Source organism: Flavobacterium sp. N502540 (assembly GCF_025947365.1).
In the GTDB taxonomy this organism is placed as follows: Bacteria; Bacteroidota; Bacteroidia; order Flavobacteriales; family Flavobacteriaceae; genus Flavobacterium.
The window spans coordinates 728,488-754,498 of record NZ_CP110012.1; the positions used below are offsets into that span (position 1 = coordinate 728,488).

22 protein-coding genes and 1 tRNA gene are annotated in these 26,011 nt (G+C 36.4%); 13 read left to right on the forward strand and 10 right to left on the reverse strand.

What is annotated here, in order from left to right:
* Positions 1-243: 243 nt before the first annotated feature.
* Entirely contained in the window at positions 244-2,733 is a 2,490-nt protein-coding gene (locus tag OLM58_RS03335; protein WP_264531196.1) for a DUF5686 and carboxypeptidase regulatory-like domain-containing protein, read from the forward strand.
* 211 nt (positions 2,734-2,944) lie between these two features.
* Here the strand turns inward: OLM58_RS03335 and OLM58_RS03340 are convergent, their stop codons facing one another.
* The 4 genes from OLM58_RS03340 to OLM58_RS03355 all read right to left on the reverse strand — a co-directional run bounded on the left by OLM58_RS03340 (position 2,945) and on the right by OLM58_RS03355 (position 6,387).
* Positions 2,945-3,820, reverse strand: coding sequence for a cation diffusion facilitator family transporter (locus OLM58_RS03340; RefSeq protein ID WP_264531197.1), 876 nt, complete (start codon positions 3,818-3,820; stop codon positions 2,945-2,947).
* 149 nt (positions 3,821-3,969) lie between these two features.
* The gene (gene murA, locus OLM58_RS03345; protein ID WP_017498103.1) at positions 3,970-5,283 is read right to left on the reverse strand and encodes a UDP-N-acetylglucosamine 1-carboxyvinyltransferase; all 1,314 of its coding nucleotides are present in this window, start codon (positions 5,281-5,283) and stop codon (positions 3,970-3,972) included.
* An 81-nt stretch (positions 5,284-5,364) separates the two neighbouring features.
* A complete protein-coding gene (locus OLM58_RS03350) occupies positions 5,365-6,087 on the reverse strand; it encodes a DUF4290 domain-containing protein (protein WP_264531198.1) in 723 nt (240 codons plus the stop codon).
* A 3-nt stretch (positions 6,088-6,090) separates the two neighbouring features.
* Positions 6,091-6,387: a DUF493 family protein gene (locus OLM58_RS03355; RefSeq protein WP_017498101.1), complete on the reverse strand. Its 297-nt coding sequence runs from the start codon at positions 6,385-6,387 to the stop codon at positions 6,091-6,093.
* Positions 6,388-6,675: 288 nt separating this feature from the next.
* Here OLM58_RS03355 and OLM58_RS03360 point away from each other — a divergent pair, with 288 nt between their 5' ends.
* From OLM58_RS03360 to OLM58_RS03385, 6 genes are all read left to right on the forward strand, one after another.
* Positions 6,676-7,587, forward strand: coding sequence for a carboxylesterase family protein (locus OLM58_RS03360; RefSeq protein WP_264531199.1), 912 nt, complete (start codon positions 6,676-6,678; stop codon positions 7,585-7,587).
* A 351-nt stretch (positions 7,588-7,938) separates the two neighbouring features.
* Complete coding sequence (locus OLM58_RS03365) at positions 7,939-8,472, forward strand: ATP-binding protein (protein ID WP_264531200.1); 534 nt, start codon at positions 7,939-7,941, stop codon at positions 8,470-8,472.
* A gap of 65 nt (positions 8,473-8,537) precedes the next feature.
* Complete coding sequence (locus OLM58_RS03370) at positions 8,538-10,433, forward strand: ATP-dependent DNA helicase RecQ (protein WP_264531201.1); 1,896 nt, start codon at positions 8,538-8,540, stop codon at positions 10,431-10,433.
* A complete protein-coding gene (gene fmt / locus OLM58_RS03375) occupies positions 10,433-11,380 on the forward strand; it encodes a methionyl-tRNA formyltransferase (RefSeq protein WP_264531202.1) in 948 nt (315 codons plus the stop codon). Before OLM58_RS03370 ends, fmt begins: the two co-directional genes overlap by 1 nt.
* A 179-nt stretch (positions 11,381-11,559) precedes the next feature.
* Positions 11,560-11,832 carry an HU family DNA-binding protein gene (locus tag OLM58_RS03380; RefSeq protein ID WP_017498096.1) on the forward strand — a complete coding sequence of 91 codons (273 nt, stop codon included), beginning with the start codon at positions 11,560-11,562 and terminating at the stop codon, positions 11,830-11,832.
* Positions 11,833-11,960: 128 nt separating this feature from the next.
* Positions 11,961-12,521, forward strand: a complete 561-nt coding sequence (locus tag OLM58_RS03385; RefSeq protein WP_026110149.1) for a YqgE/AlgH family protein — start codon at positions 11,961-11,963, stop codon at positions 12,519-12,521.
* On the opposite strand, the gene OLM58_RS03390 is transcribed toward OLM58_RS03385, so the two are convergent.
* Both OLM58_RS03390 and OLM58_RS03395 read right to left on the reverse strand, forming a co-directional pair.
* On the reverse strand, positions 12,518-13,357 hold the full coding sequence (locus tag OLM58_RS03390; protein ID WP_264531203.1) for an aminotransferase class IV: 840 nt from the start codon (positions 13,355-13,357) through the stop codon (positions 12,518-12,520). The genes OLM58_RS03385 and OLM58_RS03390 overlap by 4 nt on opposite strands.
* Before the next feature lie 54 nt (positions 13,358-13,411).
* The gene (locus OLM58_RS03395; RefSeq protein ID WP_017498093.1) at positions 13,412-13,804 is read right to left on the reverse strand and encodes an START-like domain-containing protein; all 393 of its coding nucleotides are present in this window, start codon (positions 13,802-13,804) and stop codon (positions 13,412-13,414) included.
* Positions 13,805-13,959: 155 nt separating this feature from the next.
* Here OLM58_RS03395 and OLM58_RS03400 point away from each other — a divergent pair.
* The 6 genes from OLM58_RS03400 (at position 13,960) to OLM58_RS03425 (ending at position 17,301) form a co-directional block, all read left to right on the forward strand.
* Positions 13,960-14,033 (forward strand) — tRNA-Met (locus OLM58_RS03400).
* Positions 14,034-14,258: 225 nt separating this feature from the next.
* On the forward strand, positions 14,259-14,516 hold the full coding sequence (locus OLM58_RS03405; protein ID WP_017498092.1) for a hypothetical protein: 258 nt from the start codon (positions 14,259-14,261) through the stop codon (positions 14,514-14,516).
* A gap of 450 nt (positions 14,517-14,966) precedes the next feature.
* Positions 14,967-15,365, forward strand: coding sequence for a hypothetical protein (locus OLM58_RS03410; protein WP_264531204.1), 399 nt, complete (start codon positions 14,967-14,969; stop codon positions 15,363-15,365).
* Positions 15,366-15,542: 177 nt separating this feature from the next.
* Positions 15,543-16,106 carry a DUF6642 family protein gene (locus OLM58_RS03415; RefSeq protein WP_264532419.1) on the forward strand — a complete coding sequence of 188 codons (564 nt, stop codon included), beginning with the start codon at positions 15,543-15,545 and terminating at the stop codon, positions 16,104-16,106.
* Positions 16,107-16,109: 3 nt separating this feature from the next.
* Positions 16,110-17,030, forward strand: a complete 921-nt coding sequence (locus tag OLM58_RS03420) for a helix-turn-helix domain-containing protein (protein WP_264531205.1) — start codon at positions 16,110-16,112, stop codon at positions 17,028-17,030.
* Positions 17,031-17,100: 70 nt separating this feature from the next.
* Positions 17,101-17,301, forward strand: a complete 201-nt coding sequence (locus OLM58_RS03425; protein ID WP_264531206.1) for a hypothetical protein — start codon at positions 17,101-17,103, stop codon at positions 17,299-17,301.
* 145 nt (positions 17,302-17,446) lie between these two features.
* On the opposite strand, the gene OLM58_RS03430 is transcribed toward OLM58_RS03425, so the two are convergent.
* The 4 genes from OLM58_RS03430 to OLM58_RS03445 form a co-directional block, all read right to left on the reverse strand.
* Positions 17,447-19,000, reverse strand: coding sequence for a fibronectin type III domain-containing protein (locus tag OLM58_RS03430; protein WP_264531207.1), 1,554 nt, complete (start codon positions 18,998-19,000; stop codon positions 17,447-17,449).
* Positions 19,001-19,034: 34 nt separating this feature from the next.
* Complete coding sequence (locus OLM58_RS03435) at positions 19,035-20,831, reverse strand: RagB/SusD family nutrient uptake outer membrane protein (RefSeq protein ID WP_264531208.1); 1,797 nt, start codon at positions 20,829-20,831, stop codon at positions 19,035-19,037.
* An 18-nt stretch (positions 20,832-20,849) separates the two neighbouring features.
* Positions 20,850-24,080: a SusC/RagA family TonB-linked outer membrane protein gene (locus OLM58_RS03440; protein WP_264531209.1), complete on the reverse strand. Its 3,231-nt coding sequence runs from the start codon at positions 24,078-24,080 to the stop codon at positions 20,850-20,852.
* A gap of 730 nt (positions 24,081-24,810) precedes the next feature.
* Positions 24,811-25,977, reverse strand: a complete 1,167-nt coding sequence (locus OLM58_RS03445) for an MFS transporter (protein WP_264531210.1) — start codon at positions 25,975-25,977, stop codon at positions 24,811-24,813.
* Between the last annotated feature and the right edge of the window lie 34 nt (positions 25,978-26,011).

The window sequence follows — 26,011 nt, forward strand, 5'->3', positions numbered from 1 at the left end:
ATAAAACTTCAGATGTGAAATGTCAAATGTAAACTGCAGGATGAGAGCTGCAGGCAACAGGTTAATTTTTACCGATTACTATTTTTTGATTCTTAAATCGTAACCAAATGCAGTGTTCCAGGATTTACAACTTAAACAAATAAAACACTTCAGATCATATCTTACATTTAGCATCTTACATTTAACAAATAATTAATAGCCTCATTTTTAACTTATTCTATTTTTGTGAGAGATACTATTCTCATGAAAAACTATACTTTACTTGCCTTTTTATTCTTTTCAATTTCAAATTTCGCCCAAATTAAGGGAACTGTAACTGATGAAAAAGGGACTCCTTTACCCTTTGTATCCATCTTTGAAGAAAACACCTATAGCGGAACAACTTCTAACGAACAGGGAAAATTTCAGCTTACCGTAAAAGAGCCCGGCAAAAACAAAATCGTTTTTCAATATCTGGGGTATAAAACTCAAAAAATAACCATTTCTGCTAATGCAAAAACGACACTGCCGGATGTAAAAATGGCTGAGGAAAGTTTTGCTTTAAACGAGGTAGTAATTGACCCCAAAAATAATCCTGCCAACGCCATTATTAAAAGTGCTATAGCAGCAAAAAAAGACAACTCCGACAAAATTGCGCGATATACTGCCGATTTTTACTCCAAAGGAATGTTTAAGGTCAAAGATTTACCTAAGAAGATTCTGGGACAAAAAGTAGATCTGGGTGACGATATGGCGTCGAATCTGGATTCTACCGGAACTGGTATTTTATATTTATCCGAAACCATCTCTAAAGTTAGTTTTGAAAAACCCAACAAACTAAAAGAACACATTATTGCTTCGAAAATCTCGGGAAACAATAGAGGATACAGTTATAATACCGCTACACGGTCCACTTATGATTTTTACGAAAATACTGTTGGCTTTGACACCAAACTCATTTCGCCTATTGCCAATAATGCCTTCAGCTATTACAAATACAAACTCGAAGCTTCTTTTTACGATGACAACAAACAGCAGATCTACAAAATCAAAGTAATCCCAAAACGCGATAAAGAGCCTGTTTTTGAAGGTTATATTTACATTGTCGATGACAGCTTTGCCATTTATGCCATCGATTTGGACATCAAAGGTTACCGCATGAAAAACGAATTCACGGAGGTAATGAATCTAAAACAAAATTTCACCTACAACACACAAAATAAAATCTGGATTAAAAATGCGCAAACCTTAAATTTTACAGCCGGTCTTTTTGGGATTAAATTTTCCGGAAAATTCGCTTACGTATATTCCAACTACGAATTTCCAGCTTCATTTGACAAGAAAACGTTTGGAAACGAAATTGTCGCTTTTGAACTTAACGCCAACAAAAAAGACGATGCTTTCTGGAACAGCATTCGCCCAATACCACTAACCATTGAAGAAAGTACCGATTATACTAAAAAAGACAGTCTGCTGGTCATTCGAAAATCTCAAAAATACACCGACTCTATTGACGCCAAAAACAACAAGTTCAAAGCTCTGGACGTCTTAATGGGTTACGATTATAAAAACACCTTCAAAAGACATTCTTTCCACTATAAAGGATTACTGAATCTGACTTCCTTAAATTTTAATACCGTTCAGGGTTTTAATTTAGATTCCGGTTTCTCTTTTAAGAAATGGAGTGAAGACGAAAGCAAAACGACTTCAACCAGTACCACCTTTAATTATGGTTTTTCAGACGAGCGCTTGCGGGTTATTGGAGAATTCAGTCATAAATTCAATACTATAAATTATGCTACGATCAATGCATCAGGAGGGACTAAAGTAGCACAATTCAATAGTGCCGAACCCATAACCAAGTTGGTCAATTCAATAAGTTCTTTATTTTTTAAAGACAATTACATGAAACTGTATAATTTAGAATTTGCACAGATCAACTATTCACAAAACGTGCTGAATGGTGTTAGCCTCAATGCAAAATTGGGTTATGAGCAACGAAAACCACTTTTTAACACCACCGATTATTCTTTCTTTAAAAAAGAGGACTTCTACTCTTCCAATAATACATTAGCTCCAAACGACTTTACGATGCCGGAATTTGACCAGCACCATTTGTTTAAAGCGGCTTTAAGTGCCCGAATTAACTTTGGAAACAAATACATTTCAAGACCGGATGGAAGATATAATTTTAAAGACGACAAATTCCCAACACTTTTCTTAAATGTTGAAAAAGCCTTTGCAGCCAGCGAAAAAAAATATGAATTTGAAAAAATAGGAGCTACTGTACTCTACGATTTATCATTGGGCAATAAAGGTGTTTTAGGGATGAGTTTCAAGGCTGCTAAATTCTTTAATGCGGATAACATTTCGTTCATCGATTATAAACATTTTAACGGAAATCAAACCCATATTGGTACAAGCGATCGCTACCTGAATGTTTTCAACCTGATGCCTTATTATACCAACAGTACCAATGACAGCTATTTTGAAATGCATCTGGAGCACAACGACAAAGGTTTTATCATGAATAAAATCCCACTTTTGAATCTTTTAAAATCAACGATGAACATTGGCTTTCATTCACTGGCCGTACCGGACAGAAAACCATACACCGAGTTTACAGCTGGTTTAGATAATTTAGGATTTGGGAAGTTCAAAATCTTCAGGATAGACTATGTACATTCTTATCAGGGAGGAATCCAACAAAATGGTGTAGTTTTCGGATTGAAAATCCTGAACGCACTAGACTAGGTATAAAGTTGCAAAGGTACAGAGAGGCAAAGATTTTGTGTAACTTTCTCAAAGATTGAAATAAAAAAATCCGTTTAATCTTTAATCAAGAGTAAACGGATTTTTTTTAATATGTATCAGTTCGAATGAAGTCAGGAACTTCGCAAAGCATATCCCTTTGCTCCTCTGAACCTTTGTAACTTTGAACCTTTGTAACTTTAAACCTTTTTCCTCAATGATAATCATCCGGTTCAATGTGAATCAACACGTTGCCCAATTGTGGAATTTTTTCTTTTAAAGTATCCTGTAGTTTGTGTGATAGCTCATGTCCTTCTTTCACCGAAATTTTAGCAGAAACTATGGCGTGAAGGTCTACGTGATATCTCATTCCCGCTTTACGGATAAAACACTTTTCGGTACCCAGAATACCCGGAACCGTTAAAGCCTTTACACGGATTTCTTCTACTAAATCATCGTTCAGATTTTCGTCCATAATTTCACCTAAGGCCGGTCTGAAAATTTTATAACTGTTGTATAAGATAAAAAAAGCAGCAAAAAGTGCCGCCCAATCATCTGCTGATTCATACCCCTGCCCCATAATCAACGCAATCGAAATTCCGGTAAATGCAGCTACCGAAGTGATCGCGTCACTGCGATGGTGCCAGGCATCTGCCGCCAATGATGAGCTGTTGGTTTGTTTGCTTCGTTTCATTACCAGACGAAACGAATATTCCTTCCATATAATAATAGCGCCCAAAACATAAAGTGTCCAGGATTTTGGTAAATCATGCGGAGTCTGGATATTAGCAATACTCTCATATCCGATAATCGTCGCTGAAGTAATCAGAAAACCAACCACCAAAAACGTAATTAAAGGCTCTGCGCGGCCATGACCATAAGGATGGTTCTCGTCTGCCGGTTTATTCGAATACTTAATTCCGAACAAAACCAAAAATGACGAAAATATATCGGTTGTCGATTCGATTGCATCGGCAATCAGGGCATAAGAATTGCCAAAAAAACCTGCCAGCCCTTTTAAGATGGCTAGGCAGGTGTTTCCTATAATACTGAAATAAGTAGCTTTTACAGCTTTTTGTTCATCTGTCATTTAGACTATTTTTTTCGCCACGAATTACACTAATTTCACTAATTTCAGAATTTAAAAATTAAATATCACAAATTTTATTTTAAGAAATTTGTGTAATAAAACACGATCTTAATATTTGTGTAATTCGTGAAATTCGTGGCTAACTTTTTTTACGCTCTCACGATTTTTGCTCCAATTGCTCTTAAACGCTCATCGATACGCTCGTAACCACGGTCAATCTGCTCGATATTTTGGATTGTACTTGTTCCTTTTGCTGAAAGAGCGGCAATCAATAATGAGATTCCTGCACGAATATCAGGAGATGACATGGTTGTTGCTTTCAATTGAGACTCAAAATTATGTCCCATAACCACCGCTCTGTGCGGGTCGCATAACATAATTTTTGCTCCCATATCGATTAATTTATCTACGAAAAACAAACGGCTTTCAAACATTTTCTGATGAATTAAAACATCGCCTTTAGCTTGTGTTGCTACAACCAAAACAATACTCAATAAATCAGGAGTAAATCCTGGCCATGGCGCATCAGCAATAGTTAAAATAGAACCATCAATATCCGTTTTTACTTCGTATCCATCTTTATGAGCAGGAATGTAAATATCGTCATTGCGTTTTTCAATAGTAATTCCCAATTTTCTAAATGTATTTGGAATCAAACCTAAATTTTCCCAGCTTACATTTTTGATCGTAATTTCGCTTTTTGTCATTGCCGCAAGACCAATCCATGAACCAATTTCGATCATATCCGGAAGAATTCTGTGCTCACATCCACCAAGGCTTTCAACACCTTCAATAGTCAATAAGTTTGAACCTACTCCGGTAATTTTAGCTCCCATAGAGTTTAACATTTTACACAACTGCTGTAAGTAAGGCTCACACGCAGCATTGTAAACAGTTGTTGTTCCTTTTGCCAAAACAGCAGCCATGACGATGTTTGCTGTTCCGGTTACTGATGCCTCATCAAGCAGCATATCTGTTCCGGTAAGACCTTCTTCAGGAGATTCTACTCCATAAAAATGATCTTCTCTGTTGTATCTGAATTTTGCTCCAAGATTAATGAAACCTTCGAAGTGTGTATCTAATCTACGACGTCCAATTTTATCTCCTCCAGGTTTTGGAATATATCCTTTACCAAAACGTGCCAAAAGCGGCCCAACAATCATAATAGAACCACGAAGAGCTCCACCTTCTTTTTTGAAAGCTTCAGTTTCCAAATAACCTACATTAACCTCATCTGCCTGAAACGTAATCGAACCCGGCTCATTTCGTTGGATTTTTACACCTAAATTACCCAATAAAGTAATTAATTTATTGATGTCAATAATATCGGGAATATTATTAATTCTCACTTTATCCCCCGTTAAAAGCACGGCGCATAAAATTTGTAACGCTTCATTTTTTGCTCCTTGCGGAGTGATTTCTCCTTTTAAAGGTGTTCCTCCTTCGATTTTAAAAATTCCCATATTTCTTTTTTAGGTTCTAAGGTTCTGAGATTCTCAGGTTCTAAGCTAATATCTTAGCTCCTTAGCATCTTAGCTACTTTTTTACTTCTGATTATTATTTTTCTGAAAAGGTTTTGGTTTTCCCGAACCTTTATTGTTTTTATTACTTTGGATTTTTGGCTGTCCTGCCGGTGTAATCTTATTGGACATACGCTTATTGGTACGCAATAAATCGGTTGTATTTAAAAGTTCCTCCGAACTTTGAAGCAAATTGATTTTACCTCCCGACAACTCATACAGATGCTCAAAAATCACATCGTCTTTAACGGTATCTTTGTTCCAGCTTAAATACGACTTTTTCATGTGATTGGCAATCACCATTACCAAAGCATTTTTCATCTCGCCATCTTCCCATTTATTGGCAACATCGATCATATACTTGATATTGTTTCCATAAAATCTGTATTTTGGAAAATTCTGCGGATACTGCAAAGCATCTGGTTTTAATTGCAAAACATCGCGAGACGGAATTGGGTATGGTGAATCAACATTCAATTTGAAATCAGACATAATAAAAAGCTGATCCCATAATTTATGCTGAAAATCCGGCACATCCCGCAAATGCGGATTCAAACTTCCCATTACCTGAATAATGTATTTAGCAGCTTTGTTGCGTGTTTCGGCATCTTCAATTGCAGTAGCCTGATCGATCAGTTTTTGCAAATGACGACCATACTCCGGAATGATTAACCGTTGTCTTTCAGAATTGTATTCTAAATTAAAAACAACATCATTCGCACTTTCTTTTTTATATTTTTCGTTCATAAGTTATAATGAAACTATACCTTCTATGGTAGAAACTTCTTTGTATTTGCTAATCACCTGGTCAGCACTATGCATGGTAACATCAACCGAAACGCTGGTAAATTTACCGGTTTTAGATTTTGTGGTTTTGATAACCGCTCCCATACTGTCAAAAGCTTTTTCAACTCGCTCAACATTATCATCTACTGAAGGTACTATGAATTTATACAAGTATTCTGCTGGCCAGGTATTTGAATTGTCTAACTCAACTTTTAATCTTTCGTAAAATTCAGCGGTGTTTTTTTCTTTATCGTTCTCCATTCGTAATTAAAAATAAACGCAAATATACGGTTTTGATTTCAGACTTTCGATTTTAGATTTTAGATTTTTCAGAAGGAAATAATGATTGTTTTTTTACCACAAATTCCACTAATTATCACTAAATAAAATAACTGATAAAAACTTTAGTTTTTGCACCATTTTAAAACAAGTCAATACCTAAAAAAATTAGCAAAAATTAGTGGAATTCGTGGCAAACTTTTATATTTGAAAAACTTCACGCCTTTGCTCCCGATAGCTATCAGGATTACGGGATTGAACCACACCACAATGAAAAAAATTATCATCTTACTTTTTACTACTCTCACTTTTCACAACATTCACGCACAGGAAATTAAAACTTTAACCTATTTCCAAAACGACACACTCAAACTGGATTTAGATTTATACCTGCCCAAGAAAAAAGCCAATGAAAAAACGCCATTAATCTTATTTGCATTTGGAGGAGGCTTTTCAGGTGGAGAACGAACCAGTGAAAAAGATTTTGGGCTTTTTATGGCGAAAAACGGCTACGCGGTTGCCAGCATCTCCTACAGCCTATACATGAAAGGAAAAGATTTTGGCTGTAAAGGCGCTTTAACCGAAAAGATAAAAGCAATTCAAATTGGCGTTAGTGATATGTGGCAAGCCACCTCATTTTTAATTAAAAATGCAGCCCAATACAATCTCGACACATCAAAATTCTTTATTTCCGGAATCAGTGCAGGTGCCGAAATTGGTTTTCACGCTTCGTTCTGGGATTACAAACTGATGAATTTGTACCCAAACAATTTATCTCCTGATTTCAAATATGCCGGTTTCATTGGAGGTTCGGGTGCTATTATGGACATTAATCTAATTACCAAAGAAAAAGCCATTCCAATGCTGCTAGCACACGGAAACAATGACGAAACGGTTCCTTACAATGTAGGCTCGCATCGCTCCTGCTTAACAAATGCTTCTGGTTGGTTGATTTTATTTGGATCTTATGCCGTGTACAGTCAAATGAAAGACTTACATAAAAATATAGAATTGATTACTTTTTGCGGAGGCGGGCACGAATTTTCGGGATATTTATTTCATGAAGGACAGCAATATATCCTGGATTTTGTAAATAACGTTTTGAAAGGCAAAAAATTCGAATCGCATCTAATCGTCCCTTCCCAAAAGAAAAGCCACGGGAATTATTTATTTTGCGAATAATCATTTCGCCCCAATGGGGTTCCATAAATATTTCGTCCCGATGGGACTTATCGATATTTTCTAAAGCATATTTGCTTTTCAAACAATTTCTGAAATCTAAATATATACTAAAACGGAGCGGTATATCACTGCTAAAAATCATTTCACCCCGGTAGGGCTCTCTTTCTGCAACCTCTTATTTTATATAAATATATCGCACCCCCGGAGCTTCTTAATATTCAAAAAACAAAAGATTTTTAGTAAACAGCTGAACCTTATATTTATTTTAAATTGCGAAATCGTTCGTTTAAGGCAAAATAATCTTTTTAAATACCAATAAGTTTAGGTAAATTTGCGCTTTATTTTTAGAAAGTGCAAAAACAAATTATAGTTCTCATTGGAGGCCCGGGAACGGGAAAATCTACTCTCATCAACGAATTGGTAGCTCGTGGCTACTGCTGTTACCCAGAAATTTCAAGACAAGTTACACTCGAAGCGCAACAAAGAGGCATCGAACAATTATTTTTAGAACAACCTTTATTGTTCAGCGAAATGTTATTGAATGGCCGAATTAAACAATTTGAAAATGCGATTGAAGAACCTCACAATGTAATTTTTATCGACCGCGGAATTCCCGATGTTGTAGCTTACATGGATTACATTAATGATGATTATCCCGAGAGTTTTGTAAAAGCCTGTGAGGATTATAAATATTCAAAAACTTTCATTTTACCGCCATGGGAAGAAATTTACGAAAGCGACACTGAGCGTTACGAAAATTTTGAGCAGGCCGAAAAAATCCAAAAACATCTTGTTGATACCTATAAAAAATATGGCTACGACTTAATTGAAGTACCTAAAGATACGGTTGAAAACAGAATTCTTTATATCTTAGATAAAATTTAGGCAGGTGTTTAAAGTTGCAAAACTAGAAACTGATTTCTAAATTTTTTAACTTTAAAACACGACCAATGCCACAAGCGCAGGAAATTCTTTCAAAATACTGGAAACACGACAGTTTCAGACCGTTGCAAAAGGAGATTATTGACTCTGTTTTGGACGGTCAGGATACCTTTGCCCTACTACCAACAGGAGGAGGAAAATCGATTTGTTTTCAGGTTCCAAGTATGATGCTGGAAGGCATTTGCTTAGTCATTTCACCTTTGGTTGCTCTTATGAAAGATCAGGTTGCCAACCTGCAGAAACGCAACATAAAAGCGATTGCACTAACAGGAGGTATTCATACCGAAGAAATCATAGACCTTCTTGACAATTGCCAATACGGCAATTACAAATTTTTATATCTTTCTCCTGAAAGACTGCAATCAGACTGGATACTGGAACGCATTAAAAACCTTCCGATTAATTTAATTGCAATCGACGAAGCGCATTGTGTTTCGCAATGGGGACACGATTTTCGCCCTGCTTATCTGAAAATTTCAGAACTTAAAAAATATTTCCCAAAGATTCCGTTTTTAGCTTTAACTGCAACAGCAACACCCAGAGTGATTGAAGACATTAAAACAGAATTGGGATTAAAAGACCCCGTACTTTTTCAGCAATCTTTTGAAAGAAAAAATATTGCCTACATGGTTTTTGAAGTCGAAGACAAGTTGTATCGCACCGAACAAATCTTAAAGAAAAACCCGCAGCCTTCTATTATATATGTACGGAATCGAAAATCGTGCATCAACCTCTCCACTCAATTACAATCATTGGGATTTACTTCAACCTATTACCATGGCGGACTTTCGGTTAAAGAAAAAGACAAAAACATGCAGCTTTGGATGTCGGAACAAGCTCAGGTTATTGTAGCGACTAATGCGTTTGGGATGGGAATCGACAAAGACAATGTGAAAACAGTCATTCATACACAACTACCGGAAAACTTAGAAAACTATTATCAGGAATCCGGAAGAGCGGGACGAAATGGAGAAAAAGCTTTCTCGGTATTGCTTTTTAACAATTCAGATGCCACTCAGACTGAACAGCAGTTTTTAAACATTCTGCCCGATAAAAAGTTTCTGAAAGCGATGTATATAAAACTCTGTAACTATTTTCAAATTGCGTACGGAGAAGGTTTAGACGAATCCTTTTCTTTTAAACTAAATAACTTTTGTAACAAATACAATTTTCCCACTTTAAAAACATATAATGCATTGCAGTTTTTAAACCAGCAGGGAATCATTACTTTGTCGCAGGAGTTCTCAGAAAAAATTACGTTACAATTTATAATCGAATCCAAAGAGGTGATTCGATACATGAGTCTCAACCCAAACGACGAGGAAATTATATTAGCAATTCTAAGAACTTACCCCGGAGTTTATGATATTAAAACTCCTTTTAATCTTTCGCTGATTGCAAAAAAATCACACCACACAGAAGAACAGGTTTTAGCTCTATTAGAAAAATTAAAAGAGAAAGAAATTATCGAATACAAAGCCAAAAACAACGATTCAACTGTATTATTCAATGAAGTGCGCGAAGACGAATTAACCATAAATCGCGTTTCTAAATATCTGGAAAAACAGAATGAACTCAAAAAAGAACAACTTTCTTCCGTCCTCTATTATATAAAAGAAACCAAAACCTGTAAAAACAGATTGATTCTGGATTATTTTGGAGAAGAAACCAACGAAAATTGTGGCGTTTGTTCCTATTGCATTACGCTAAAGGGAAAAATAACTGAAGCCGATTCGATTGCAGATAAAATTCTGTATTTGTTAAAATCAACCGCTTTGACTTCCAGAGAAATTCAGTCTCAAATTAAACTGGATGCCAATGATATTATTTTGGTACTTCAGCAATTATTAGAAAACAATCATATCACCATACTGGCGAACAATAAATACACTTTAAAATCATAATGGAAAAATTGAGAATTATTTTCATGGGGACTCCCGAATTTGCTGTCGGCATTTTGGACACCATTCTTAAAAACAACTACGATGTCGTTGGCGTAATTACCGCAGCAGACAAACCTGCAGGTCGCGGACAAAAAATAAAATACTCTGCAGTAAAAGAATATGCACTGGCAAACAACCTTACGTTACTTCAGCCAACAAACTTAAAAGACGAGAGTTTTTTAGCTGAGCTAAAAGCTCTCAATGCGAATTTACAAATTGTAGTTGCCTTCAGAATGCTTCCAAAAGTAGTCTGGGAAATGCCTGAATTTGGAACATTTAACCTTCACGCTTCCTTATTACCAAATTACCGTGGTGCCGCACCAATTAACTGGGCCATTATTAACGGAGAAACCAAAACCGGAGTCACCACCTTCTTTATAGATGACAAAATAGATACCGGAGCAATGATCCTGAATTCGGAAATTGCAATTGAGCCGGAAGAAAATGCCGGACACTTACACGACCGACTTATGGTATTAGGAAGCGAAACTGTTATTGATACTTTAAAAGTTATTGAAAGCAGAAATGTAAAAACTACCATTCAGGAAGACACCGCCGAAATAAAAACCGCTTACAAATTAAACAAAGAAAACTGCAAAATTGACTGGACCAAATCCGGTGCAGAAATCAACAATCTCATTCACGGTTTAAGTCCGTATCCGGCATCCTGGTGCTTCTTAAAAGACAAAGAAGAAGAACAAACCATCAAAATATACGAGGCAAAACTACTTTCAGAAACACATACTCACGAAGCCGGAAGTCTGATTTGCAGTAAAAAAGAAATCAAAGTTGCAGTTAAAAATGGATACATTCAAATTTTAAGTTTACAGTTGCCCGGAAAAAAAAGAATGCAGGTGGCAGAATTACTAAATGGAATAACTTTTTCTGAAAGCGCCAAAGTCTATTAAGGTCAATAAAACAGGGGTTTCTACCTGATTTTGACCAACTAACGCTCTGCTTTATGAACAAAAAAAGCAAGTTATTAACAATTTTTGCTAAAATTAAAGAAAACACTTGCAAGGAACGGATTTCCTACTAAATTTGTGTATTAACAATTTTTTTTAACCAACAATTAATAACTAATATTATGAACAAATCAGAATTAATCGATGCTATCGCTGCTGATGCAGGAATCACAAAAGCTGCGGCAAAATTAGCTTTAGAGTCATTTTTAGGGAACGTAGGAGCTACTCTAAAGAAAGGTGGGAGAGTTTCATTAGTAGGTTTTGGATCATGGTCTGTATCTGCTAGAGCTGCAAGAGACGGTAGAAACCCGCAAACAGGAAAAACTATTCAAATCGCTGCGAAAAATGTTGTAAAATTCAAAGCTGGTGCTGAATTAGAAGGTGCGGTGAACTAAGTAAGAAAGTTCTCCAAACTAATAATATAATCAAAACCCTTCTTATGAAGGGTTTTTTTTTGCGCTTCAACGATTTTATTTGGGATTTTAGAAATTTTATGATTAAATTTAATAAAAATTGTAGCCGTATGATTTCAGAAAAATTAAAAAAAGGACACCTGCTTATTGCCGAGCCTTCTATAATTGGAGATTTATCATTTAATAGATCGGTAATTTTATTAGCAGACCATAACAAAGAAGGATCAATAGGATTTATCATTAATAAACCTTTAAAGTACACTATTAATGACCTGATTCCTGAGATTGAAGCCTCTTTCAAGATATATAACGGAGGTCCTGTTGAACAGGACAACCTTTATTTTATTCACAATATTCCAGAGTTAATCCCGAATAGTGTTGAGATTTCTAATGGAATTTATTGGGGAGGTGATTTTGAATCGACCAAAGACTTAATAAACAACGGATCTATCAGTAAAAATAACATTCGTTTTTTCTTAGGGTATACCGGTTGGGATGAAAATCAGCTTGAGAATGAAATGCAGGGAAACTCCTGGATCATTGCCGATAATAGTTATAAAAACAAAATTATCGGAAAATCAACCACCCATTTCTGGAAAGAGCAAATCATTGAACTTGGAGGCGACTATCTTATTTGGTCAAATGCACCTGAAAATCCATATCTGAATTAATTTTCAGAAATGGATTCATTCAGCTTTTGTAATAACAGGTGAGCTAAATTACTTGTAAAGTCCTTTTTTCGATATTTCGTGATCGGCTGAATCCCCATGATCACATTAGTCAGAAATAATTCATCTGCTTTTTGAAGATCAAATGGTGAAATTATTTCTTCTATTACTTCTATGCCCTCTACTTTTTTAGCCAAAGCTAAAATCTGCTTGCGCATCACACCGTTAAGACAGCCTTCAGAAATTGGCGGAGTTATAAGTTTTTTACCCACAACCATAAATAAATTCCCCTGTAATACCTCAACTACATTTTTAGTATCGTTAAGTAAAATACAATTGGCCAAACCATTTTCATGAGCAAAAATACTTCCGGTAACGTTTATCATCTTATTAGTAGTTTTGATAGACGATAACAATTGCTTAGTCACATAAAAATCCTTATACAAATCCACTTCGTATTCAGCTGAATTTAAAGCATATAAAACATCTTCAAGTGCTGTTGCGTGAATTAAATAGGAAACCTCATTTGTTTTAGGCAAATAAAGCCCCCCCTCTTTTCTAAAAACAGTAATTCTGGCTCTGGCAGATGCCGAAATTCCTTTTTGCTGAACCAGACTTAAAATCTGCTCTTCAAAATATTCCATGGTAAAATTCATTGGAATTTCCATTCGAACCACACGCATGGAAGCCATTAATCTGAAATAATGATCTTCCAGGAACAAGATTTTATTATTGATAATTTTTACTGTTTCAAAAACACCATCTCCGTATAAAAATGTGCGGTTTTGAGTTAATATATTATCTTCTTCTGCTACTATATTTCCGTTAAAATTAATCATAAAAAAACCCTGAATTTTGTTCAGGGCAAATATAAGGTATAAAATAGAATTTTACTAAACAGATCCGATAAGATGTTTCAGATCTGAGATCTGATTCTCCCACAGTTGTTTAGCTTCTCCTACTTCTTCTTTATCAGCAAAATCTACTACCATTAACGATACGTCTTTGGTAAGTTCATCAACCAGAATGTGCAATTCAAAAAAATACTCGGTGTCTTTACTGCTTTCATCCACCCATTTGAATTTGACTTTTTCACCTGTTTTTTTGGAAGCCAAACGCGCTTTTTCCTGTGAGTCGTTCCATATAAAAGTAAAAAATTCTCCTCTTGAATTTACATTATCAGCAAACCATTCTGATAATCCTGACGGAGTTGATATATATTGATACAATAGTTGCGGCGAAGAATTGATCGGAAACTCGATTTCGTAACGTATTTTTGGATCCATGTGCTACTTTTAATTTTTTTGGAAATATAAGAATATATGTCCAAAAACAACACATTTTTAAAAATATTTTTTTTTCTTCATTTTATGCTTGCAAGCTTTAATATTATTTCTATCTTTGCACCCGCAATGAGGAACACGGTTCTACTTGCAGTCTTGGCGAGGTAGCTCAGTTGGTTAGAGCGCAGGATTCATAACCCTGAGGTCACGGGTTCAACTCCCGTCCTCGCTACAAAAAATAAACCCCTAATCATCAATTGATTAGGGGTTTTTATTTAAATTTACACCCTCTCTAACCAGCTAATTAGAATGAGGAAATTAAAAAAAAGCAACTGAAATTCGAACAATGTAAACAATACGACAGCGGACTTCAGACTTTGTACTTCTTCTTTTTTTATAAGAAAAGTATGCGGGCAGGTCAGAATAGTATTTTATAAGCTAAATCATTTATAAAAACATGGATATAGTTAAATTTAAAATCACGTCAAAAACGATAAAAGTAGAAGTACGTAATTCGAATAACTACGTTTTTAATTTCAACACGGCTTTAGAGATTGAAAAAGAAGACAGAGAGGTTTTATTAAGACTGTACAATGCGTTGGATCTTCTTTTTAAAAAAGAAACTCATCCTGAGATTAAAAACTATATTTCACCTAATCAAACTAACATTTTGGATCAGATTTCTGCTGCTGATAATCTGGAGCAGGAAAAATAAACCATCGTTAGTTTATCATTGAAAATTTATTTTCTAAAAAGAGAAAATCTCCACACCATGAGATTTTCTCTTTTTTTTGTTTTTTTGTTAGATTCTAAACAATTTTAGAACATCCAAATTCTAAGCTCCAGCTTTTGTTCTTCAAAAAACAACTTCTCCAAAACCTTAATCTGAGTCTCACAATGTCTTTTACGATACCAAAATCAAAAACTTACTTCAAAATCAAAACTAAAATCAGGTATTTCTACTTAGTGAATTAATCCATTAAAAAACGATTTTTGTTCCAAATTACGTGAAACCGTAAGTTATTCTCTGAAAACTGATATAACTTAGCGTATTAAAAAGAATAAAATCACAAAAAGAAAACTATAATACTTAACCATAAAATAAAAACCAAAAAAACGAACCATGGAAAAACTTTGGTGTTGGCGTTGCAAAACAGAAGTTCCTATGTTACATCCAGAAGAATATCAAATTGCAACTAAACTCTATCGTAATGGCTTTGAACATGGAAAATGTAATATGACCAGAACAGAGCGATTCAGTGAACTTCTTAATTACTATAAGCAACTAACCGGATTTAAAGAAACCAATCCCAATGCTATTATGCATCATCGAATTGATCTTTACGGTCCGCCTTGCGAATGTTGTTCTAAACCTTACCGAACTCCTCAGGCAAAATTTTGTGCAGCCTGCGGACACAAAAGAACAGCGACAGTTACTAACAGTAATCACACCTTTACAGAAGAGGAACAAAAATGGTGGCAAAAACTACTGGAATCAAACACCTTTAGTCAGCCAGTGCTTGCTGTTAGTGCTTTAATTGCAAAACTGGATTTAAATTTATAAAAATCAAAAAAACGAAATCAATCCTGGAATCCATTTTTAGTTGTACTAAAAGTGGATTTTCTGCTTTCAGGAGTATACCGCTGTTTTTTTAATGTAAAAAATGCGTTAAAATAGCTTTCGGACAACAATTCTTCGACAATTAAAAATACTTTTGTGAGAACGAAAACACACATTGGTATGGATTCCGAAAAATTCATCTTCTGCCTCGAAGGTGTTCCTGACATCGAAAACAATTTTGTCACCCTGGTAGTAAAAAACCTGGAAGAAATTGCTATTGATCAGGGTATCGCCAGTATTTACAAAACTTGCGATACCATTGAAGGCTTAGAAGAAAGCCTGAATGTTTTACTTTATGAAGATCACAATTTTAAAGATTACGAAATTATTTATTTGGTAATGCCAGGCGAACCCAACAACATCTGCCTGCATGATTACTATTATAGTCTGGAAGAAATCGCAGAACTTTTTGAAGGAAAAATGAAAGGAAAAATTATTCATTTTGCCAATTTAAAAGTACTTGATTTAAACGACGAAGAAGCACAGTACTTTTTGGACATTACCGGTGCGCGGGCGATTTCGGGTTACGGCTCTACTTATAATAAGATAGCCAGCTGCAGTACCATCGACAAAGCTTTTTTTAGCCTGTATCAGGAAAATGACAACATTACAGAAGTGGTGGAAGAACTTTATCAGAAACATTATGCTCTTTGCAAATTACTTGATTTTAGACTGTATTATTAAATTATGAAAAGCAATGCCAACGGAGAGATAAAAACCTATGGCGCGAAAGTATTTCGTGAAAAATTTCTGGGACAGGAAAATCCAATGCATTTATTGTTTAAATCCAGCTCTGACCATTTTTTTTGTCTGGAAATGGAAGAAATGATGCAGCTTCGTTACGCTGTTCCTCCTTCAAAACACAGTTGTCACACCATACTTTTTGTAACTTCGGGAGTTCACGTTGCAAAGGTTGGTTTCGAAGAATATCAAACCAATCCAAATGAAATGCTTGTTGTTCCGGCCGGGCAAATTTTCTCTATTGAGCATATTAACACGAAACATATTGGTTTTATTTGCCAGTTTCATCCGGATGTTTTGATCGGTAAATACGGCAACAGTGAAATGCTAAATGATTTCGACTTTCTTAAAATTGGAGGAAATCCAAAAATTATAATCTCTCCGGACAACTTCCATTTTATAGTGAATCTCTTTAAGCGTTTACAGGCTGCTTATCTTGAAACTGAAATCGATAATGCTGATATCGTTCAGTCTTATTTAATGGCTTTGTTCTTTGAGATGAATAAAAATGCTCCCAAAACATCTAAAAGCAATACAGCCGCAGCTGTTATTTTTGCTAAGTTCAAAAAACTCATTTACGCTAATATCAGGACGCATCATCAGGTAAATTATTATGCCTCTTTACTTAATGTTACCCCCAATCATTTAAACAAATCGGTCAAATCGGCAACCGGCAAGTCTGCGGTCAAATGGATTGATGAGACCATTTTAACAGAAGCTAAATACCTATTGTATCAAACTACCTTTTCTGTAAGTGAAATCGCCATGCAGGTAGGACACGAGGATCATTCTTACTTTAGCCGTTTCTTTAAAAAACACGAAGGAATCACTCCTATTCAATATCGAAAATTGATTGATAAATCCTAATTATTGCTTCCTGCATCCTATAAACTTGAAAAACGTTTATTGAAATTTGTTCCGTTAAAAAAAGCAAATTATGATTTACGTTTTCAAAACATCCGTTGACACACCATCAAAGCTGGAATTCGCAAGTACATTACTTGACGAACTGATACCAAATGCGATATGGAATTTTGACCTTGAGGACTGTGATAACATCTTAAGAATTGACAGTGAGGCTGAAATAAATGAAAACATTCTCAAGAATGAGATTTTCGATTGTGTCGAATTGGAATAAATTCAAAAAAAGCATAGTGCACAACACTTGCCTGTTTGTTAGAAAAGCTTGATTTGAACGGTAAGCCATTTTCTCCTCTATACCAAAAAACAGGGATGCAAAACCAATTGCATCCCTGTTTCTTTTTAAACCACTTATAAACTAATTACTGTCTCCACTGTGGATCTCCAACTTTTTTATCAATTAAAACTTGATTTTTAAGAGTAAAATCTCCTGTCGCACTATTCGTAAACTGAGGATCCAACGTTCCGTAAGTTCCCGAAGCATCATATTTTACGGCGGCAACACCAGCTGTATGCAATGCAGTCGAATTAAAATAGTTATTATTCAAGAAAGTAGGTGCTGTCGTTAAGGTCTGATTGGTATACATCGCTAATGGTGTTTCAAAAAGCGTGTTGCGAATTGTTGAACCATTACTGGCAAAACGTACGTACAGAATTCTATTAGAAGCTGTCATCGCTTTATTTGAAATGGTACAGGCATCTACCAATACTGTAGTTGTTAAGCCCGTCCCGGTAATGCCTGGTGCGTTATCGATACGGATAAAATCGCGGCCAGTAGCACAATTGTTAAAAGTACTGTTTTTAAGGGTTAAGGATGCCAAGTGCGAGGTTCTAAAATCGATACAATCACCTTGTACCGTTAATATGTTAGTAACGACACTATTTTCAACCGTTACCGAAGCAATTTTAGTAACACCTGTAAGAGTTTGTGTTATAAACGATTTCACAAAATCATGAACCTTACAACCACTAATTAAAAGCGCGCCATAAGCAGTACTTACTTCATTGTATTTAACAGCATCGCTTTGAGTTTTGTCTCCGTTAATATCCAAATCAATTAAACTAACGGATTTAGCTCCTGCGTTTAGTGTAAACTTATTATGAAGCAAAGGTTTATTATCGCTTCTTAGACCTCTAATTGTAATCGATTTATTCAAAATAATTTCACCAACAAAAACATTGTATTCTCCCGGCATCAATACCAATACTGCATCAGGATCTGCCGCTGCAATTTTTGCATTCAAATCATCCGTAGGTTTAACTAAAGTAGCTGTTCCAATGTCAATTCCTGTTGTAAAAGTAACCACTCCTCTCTTTTTGGTTCCGTTAAATAAAGTGGCAGTATAGGCTGTTTCTCCTGTAAATCCCGTAACTATCGCTGCACCGGCCGTTTTTTCGGCTGCAGTGATCGTGTGCGTAATTCCACCCGGGCCCGCAGTAATTTGGGTAACAGAACTGTTAGGTGTCCATCTTAACGTCACTTGTTTCGCTTCGATATCGGCAGGCTGCACAGGGAAGAAGATTTGCTCCGTTAATGTTGCCGCAGTTGTTACAGACCATTTCGAATCGGCAAGTCCTGAAGCACTAACTGCTTTTACTCTTATCGAGTAAACCGTTTCTCCTTCTAACGCTACTTTTACCGGAAGTTCTTTTTCGGTAACATTAACTGTTTTGAAAATTGTTTTGAAATCCGGATCATCAGCACTGAATTCTACCGTATAATGATCAACATCCTCATTTGTAGTCCAGTTTAATTCCACCGTGGTTTGATTTCTTACTACTGCTTTCAGTTCTATTGGAGAAAATACTCTATTGGCTCCTATATCTTCCAGTACTGCTTCATTGTAACTTTCGCAACCGGCAATTACCAATAAAAATATAGCCAGCAATCCTTTAAATATATATTTTGCGTTCATAATTCTAAAACTATAGTTTATTTGTTAATTGTTTTTAGTTTCCAAAAACCCAGTCATTGGCTAACTGTCCATTACTTCCATCAATAAACGTTTGCCAGATTGGCCAAAATTGTCTTTTATCAGGATTAACTCCGGCTTTGTACAATGTACTTATTTTGTTATCTTCCAGCTTATCCCAGCTTTTTGAGGTATAATCAGTACCCTGTGCCTGCGTTTCTCCACGGTTTAAACCATAAATCTCAAGTGTCGTATTATCTGCTTTGTATTTGTAATAAAGTGTTGAAGGCACATTGGCATATTCATCGCTGCGTGCTTTTAAACGAGTCATTTTTACCTTTGCTTCATCTAATTTTACTTTTAACAAGTTCCAGCGAATCAGCGCAAACTTACGTTCCATTTCTCCGGTAAACTCATATTTATTCTCCTCGACAATACCGTTCAGCATGGCTTGCTTACTTGTCAGACCATCTACATAAGCGTCTACTTTTACTGCTTGGTTTTGCGAGGCAAACGCTCTGCGGCGGATTTCTTTTAAGTAGACTGCGGCAGATCCCGGGCCTTCTAATTCATTTGCCGTTTCAGCAGCCATTAAAAGTACCTCAGCATAACGCATATAAATTTTATTTACCCCATCGTCATTTGGTGCCGAAACGATACGATTCATCCATTCGAAACGATATTTACCAAAATACCAGGTTTGTAAATCTGTAAGTTCCTGTTTGGACTTACCGTTTACCGCAGCTCCCCATTTGTAAGGTACACAGGTAACCTCTCTGCGGCTATCGGCCTGATCGTAGTCATAAAAAACAAATGGCAACGGTCCGTTTACACCGCCTTTATTAGTTCCCATCTGCTGAAACTGATCTGAAGCATCATGACGCACAGCAAAAGTAAACAGGACTCTGCCTCGTGTGGCTGCAAAAGGGATTTCCCAAAGCGATTCTCCTCCGGCTGTTATATTTTCCTGATTGTATTTTCTCCATAAACCTTCAAAAGTCGGTTCTAAATGTGCCGAACCACTGGCAATTACAGAACGGCATTCGTCTAATGCCAGTTTGTACATCGTACCTACTGAAAGCGCAGGATCTGTACTTCTTCTCACTCCGTCCGGATATTGCTGAAAGCCACTGGCCATCAAAGCCAAACGGGCTCTTAATCCTTTTGCAAAAGCCTTGTTGATACGCTCTGTGCTTGTTGTAGCGGCAGTTTCATTAGGCCATGCTACTAACGTTGAAGCTTCGCCTAAATCGGCAATTAACTGTTTGTAAATTTCGTCACGACTTGTTTTAGACACGTAGATTGTCGACGTAGAAACGGGCTCAAAACGGGCTGGAACATCGCCCCAGTTTCTGATCAGATCGGCATAATAAATGGCTCTTAAAGTCAGTGCTTCTCCTAACAACTGCCCCATCTCTGTATTCGGTAATGGATTGCCGTACTTACGCAGACCTCTGATGCACAAATTAGCACGTTCAATTCCTTCATACATCATGGCCCAGGCATTTTTTGGCGAATTCATCTCTGTATTATCCGATTTCGCATCATACACTACCAGATCCGATTTGACATTATCACTTGAAGAAGTCAGAAGCCATTCTGTATCTGTATTTAGTCCTTGGTAAGTCAAAAGTCTTCCTCTGTAAGATTGCTCCTCTCCAAATGAAACTTTTATTCCATCGACAGCACCCTGAGCTAATCCGGCAGTAGAAAAAATAAGTTGTTCGTCTAAGGTTGACTGTGCCGGTGTATCAAAATATTCCTCCCCGAAATCCTGACAAGAAGTCAACAAACCTGAGATTATCAATCCTGCTATTATTACTTTATATTTCATTTTGTGATACGTTTTAAATTAGAAATTAAGGTTTAAACCAAAAACCAACTGCCTGCTGCGCGGATAAGCCGAATAATCTACTCCAGGTGTTAGCGGAGTTTTTCTTCTTGTTGATACTTCAGGATCCGGACCGGAGTAATTTGTAATTACAAACACATTCGTTGCTGTAAAATAGAATCTCAATTTACTTACTCCCAGCTTAGACGTTAAGGCTTGCGGTGTACTGTATCCTAAAGTCAACGTATTCAGTCTGAAGAACGAACCATCTTCCACTGCCCAGTCTGTAAACATGAATTTTTGCATGTAAGGAGACCACATGGTAGTATTGGCATTTAGCGCTTCCAAAGCAGCAGGATCTGTTACCAGTTGTCCCGAAGCAGGATCTAAATTTGTCCATCTTTTGCCATCTGCCATCTCGGTGCTTAAATTCTTGTATTGCCCGTTTCGGTTTGCTGTTGAAAACTCAGCTTTATTGGCATTGTAAATATCATTACCAACACTCCAGTTGAAAGCAGCAGAAAGATCAAAACCGTAAGCATTTGCATTAATAACCAAACCTCCGGTATGTTTAGGATTAGAATTTCCTATTACTTTTTGATCCGATGCTGTCACTTTATTATCAGCAGAACCATCTGTATTTTTCAGCTTCATCATCCCAGGCTGTAAAGCACCTACTACACTGCTTGCATCAACAACCCCGGCTTTTAAGGTGTACTTTCCTCCTGCATAATCAAAATCCGAAACTTCATAGCGTCCGTCGCTTTGATACCCGTACATTAATCCCATTGGAGAACCTACATTTACCACATAATCATTCCCAACATCAGTTGACGCCCAATTGGTATTTGTACCAAAATTATCCATTACCCCAAGGGAGTTGATTCGGTTTTTGTTCATTCCAACGTTCACAGAAAAGCTCAAACCAAAATTTTTCTTTTCGATGGCTATAAAATTCAGGGTTGCTTCAAAACCGGTATTTTGTGTTTCACCCATATTTCTAAACTGGGTTTTGTAACCTGTACCTCCTACTGGAAATTCGATCAGTAAGTCCTTCGTTACATTTTTATACACATCAAAAGTTCCGTTCAGACGATTTTTGAAAAACCCGAAATCAAGACCAATATTTTGCGTTACGGTAGTTTCCCACTTCAATTCCGGATTTGCCAAAACACTCGATGGCGACCAATAGCTATCGAAACCGTTTATGAACCCGTTTGTACTGGACAAATAACTCTGAACGGTTTGCCCAACAGGAATGTTATTGTTACCCGCCTCACCATAACTAAGTCTTAGCTTTAGAAGATTTATCCAGGAAGCATTTTTCAGGAAATTCTCTTCAGAAATTTTCCATGCTGCCGCTGCTGCCGGGAAATACCCCCAACGGTTGTTTCCTAAAAACCTGCTGGAACCATCGGCACGAAAAGAAGCTGTTAACAAATAGCGATCTTTGAAATCATAATTTAAACGTCCGAAAAAGGACAGCAATTTATCATCCGCACTGTAAAAATTGTCTACTGAAAAAGGCGTTCCCTGTGTCGTTAATTTCTTGGCCTGATCTAAATCAAAAAAATCCGGATAATTTAAAATCGTGGTGGTTACGGTGTTTGAGGTTGTCGTAATCATCTCTTCTCCTAAAAGTGCCGTCAAATGATGATTGTCTCCCAGAATATTTTTAAAATCATAGTTTAAAGTATTGGCATTTCTGAAACGTACGTCTTTACGATCGCTCATGACCATACCCGGTTTTCCTGCACCTATCTTGGCTGTACTTGAAAAATAAGTCGAAGACCCGTAAAAACGATAATCAGCATAGTTGGAATTGTCCAATCCTAAATCACTTTGAAATTTTAAATCTTTGGCGAGCTTCCATCCAAAACTTCCCAATAAATTATAATTTTTTCGGAACTGCTGACGGTCATTGTCTGTTATTGCTAAAAATGGATTTACCAGATAACTGTTCACAGACTGATCATCATTATCAGTAGTTAATCCCGGCATTGGAATTGGTGCGTAACCCACACTATGACGCAAACGGCTGTCCAATGATGAAGCCTGATTCTGATCGTTTGCACCACCACCATTTATATCAGTATCAGAGTAACGCACTGTAAATCCAAGGTCAATTTTTTCGCTTGCTTTATTTTTCAAAGCCAATGAGAGGTTATTTCTTTTAAAATTCGAACCTGCCATAATTGCTTTTTCATCGTAATACGCATAGTTGAAGTTGTAACTAAACTTTTCATTCCCTCCACGAATTCCTAAATCACGGCTGTTTACTTCACCACGACGGCCGTAAATCTGCTTTTGCCAATCCGTTCCTTTTAGACCGTTATACAAATCACGATCCTGCCAGCTGCCAAAATACTTGGTATAGGAGCTTGGATTGCTCAAAATCGTTTTATCCGTCTGATCCAATAAAGCGTATTCGTATTGCCATTTTACAAAATCATCAACCGGAAGAACCTCGATTTCTTTGGCCATGGTTTTCATTCCGTAAAACATATTATAGCTCACAGCTATTTTTCCGTCTTTACCGGTTTTAGTTGTAATAATAATAACCCCGTTTGCTCCTCTTGATCCATAGATTGCGGTAGAAGAAGCATCTTTCAGCACAGTCATCGATTCAACATTAGAAGCCGCAATATCATTCATGCTGTTTACCGGAAAACCATCCACAATAATTAATGGGGAAGCATCCTGTGTTAAAGACCCGCCTCCACGTACTCTGATTTTAATATCGGCATCCGGTGAACCTTCGCTTGAAGTAACCTGAACTCCGGCAATTCTGCCCGTTAAAGCTTCGGCGATATTAGAAACCGGAACTTTCTTCAGGTCATTTCCTGAAATGGAAGAAACTGCTCCTGTCAGATCCGATTTTTTAACGGTACCGTAACCTACCACAACCACTTCATTTAAAGCATTTGAATCTTCGATTAAAACAACATCAACTTTCGTTTTTCCGACAGCATTGACTTCTTTGGTTTTAAAACCTATAAACGAATAGGTTACAACTGCTTTAGGATTCGTCAATTTTAATTTGTAACGTCCGTCAAAATCTGAGGAAGTTCCGTTTTTTGTTCCTTTCTCTAATATATTAACACCCGGCAACGTGAGTCCTGCAGCATCTTTAACGGTTCCTTCAAGTGTAATACTTTGCGCATGCATTTGATTGCCGGCCAGTAAACACAATAAGAAAACAACTGCAAAGCAACAATTTGCTCCTTTGTTAAATAAATCTTTAAAATTCATGGTTGATGGTTTAAGTGATTAATTGTTTGTTCTAAATGGTTATTTCGTTTTTATCAGGCTCCCTCTTTTTAAACTGATTATCAAAGCCTCACTTCTAAGACAACAGTTTCTTTTTTGAGTTGTTTTGACCTTGCAAATAAGGTCATTTTTTTATCCTTTAAAAAATTTGTAATCGATTACACAAACATAAATCTTTTTTTGACATAAAAAACTAAAAGTCATAAAAAATTCCCAAAATAAATAACATACCCAAAATAAAACCGCCTTTTTATATCACAAATGCAATTTAAGTTCGAGATAAATAGTAAATATATTTTTATTTTTTTAGCAGATTGCTGTGGTTTTACAAAAAAAATAATCGATTACAAGAAAACTCATTGCGATATTATTAAGTTTTTTTTTCAGCATTTTCAATTTCACTTTTTTTCAAAAAAATCACAAAAAACAGTATTCCTGTCACAAAAAATATCGCTTTCGAAGTCACACCACCGCTGCAAAGACACCATATTCTTACTAAAAAGAAACGCATCATACCACAACGCTGCTTAGGAGGAATCAGAAAACAATAAAAGGCAAAAAAAAGAGTCTTTGAACCCGATAAGTTCAAAGACTCTTTTACAATATAATTTGCAAACCTAAACGTTAGTTAACTTTTTACTGCTTACTTTTCTTTCACATGACACAAATTTGCGCAGTAGCAAATAGGTTCTCAAAAATTACAACAGCATCATCACGCTTTTTGCAACTGCAAATTCCCTTTGTGTTTCTGCATTAAAGCAAAAGTAATTACCATTCCGCTTAACGCCATAACCAAACCGATTAAATTTGGTGAAGCATAACTGTACCCTGCAGACAATGGCAAACCTCCCAAAAAGGCTCCCAACGCATTTCCGATATTAAAACTTCCCTGCAGCGCTGCCGAAGCAATCATTTCGGCATCTTTCGCAGTTTTAATCATTAACATCTGAATTGGAGCAATCACTGAAAAAGAAACAGCCCCCGTTAAAAAAGTCAGAAATAAAGATACATATTGATTGAAGGAGAAAAAGTACACCATAATTAAATCAATCGCCATAACAAAAAGCAGTGCCAGTACAGTATGAGCTGGAGAATATTTATCAGCCAGTTTACCTCCGGCAAAATTGCCCACCAGCATTCCTAAACCAGCTAAAATCAAAATATAGGACACATCCTCAGGCGCAAACTTCGAAACATTTGTCATTAGAGGTGCGATATAACTAATCCATGCAAAAAGACCTCCGAATCCAATTGCTGTAATTCCAATAATGAGCCAGGCTTCTGTTTTCTTAAAAAACAATAACTGGGTTTTCATATTGACAGTTCCGCTCTTTTCCAAATTTGGCATCCATAACGAAATAAATAAAAACGTTAGCAAACCTACAGCGGCAATTAAAACAAAAGTATAACGCCAGATAAAGTTATGTCCTATATAAGTACCAATAGGCACGCCTATTAAATTCGCCAGAGTTAAACCCGAAAACATAATAGCGATAGCCTGAGCCTCTTTACCCTTATCGGCCAAACGGCTCGCAACTACAGCACCAACTCCAAAAAAGGCTCCGTGCGGTAATCCCGAAAGAAATCTTGAAGCGAATAGAAAATTATAGTCAGGTGCAATAATCGAAAGAGCATTAAATACTGTCAGCATCAAAGCCAAAATTAAAAGCATTTTTTTGGGTGCAAAATTTCTTCCCAGAATAACTAATAAAGGCGCACCAATGACAACACCAAGTGCGTAAGCAGAGATTAAATATCCGGCAACCGGAATCGAAACTTTCATATCTGAAGCAATATCAGGCAGCAAACCCATCATGACAAATTCGGTAATTCCGATAGTCAAACCTCCTAATGAGAGTGCAATAAGACTTTTTTTCATTTGTTTGTAATAGAAAGGAATAGAATTTCTATGC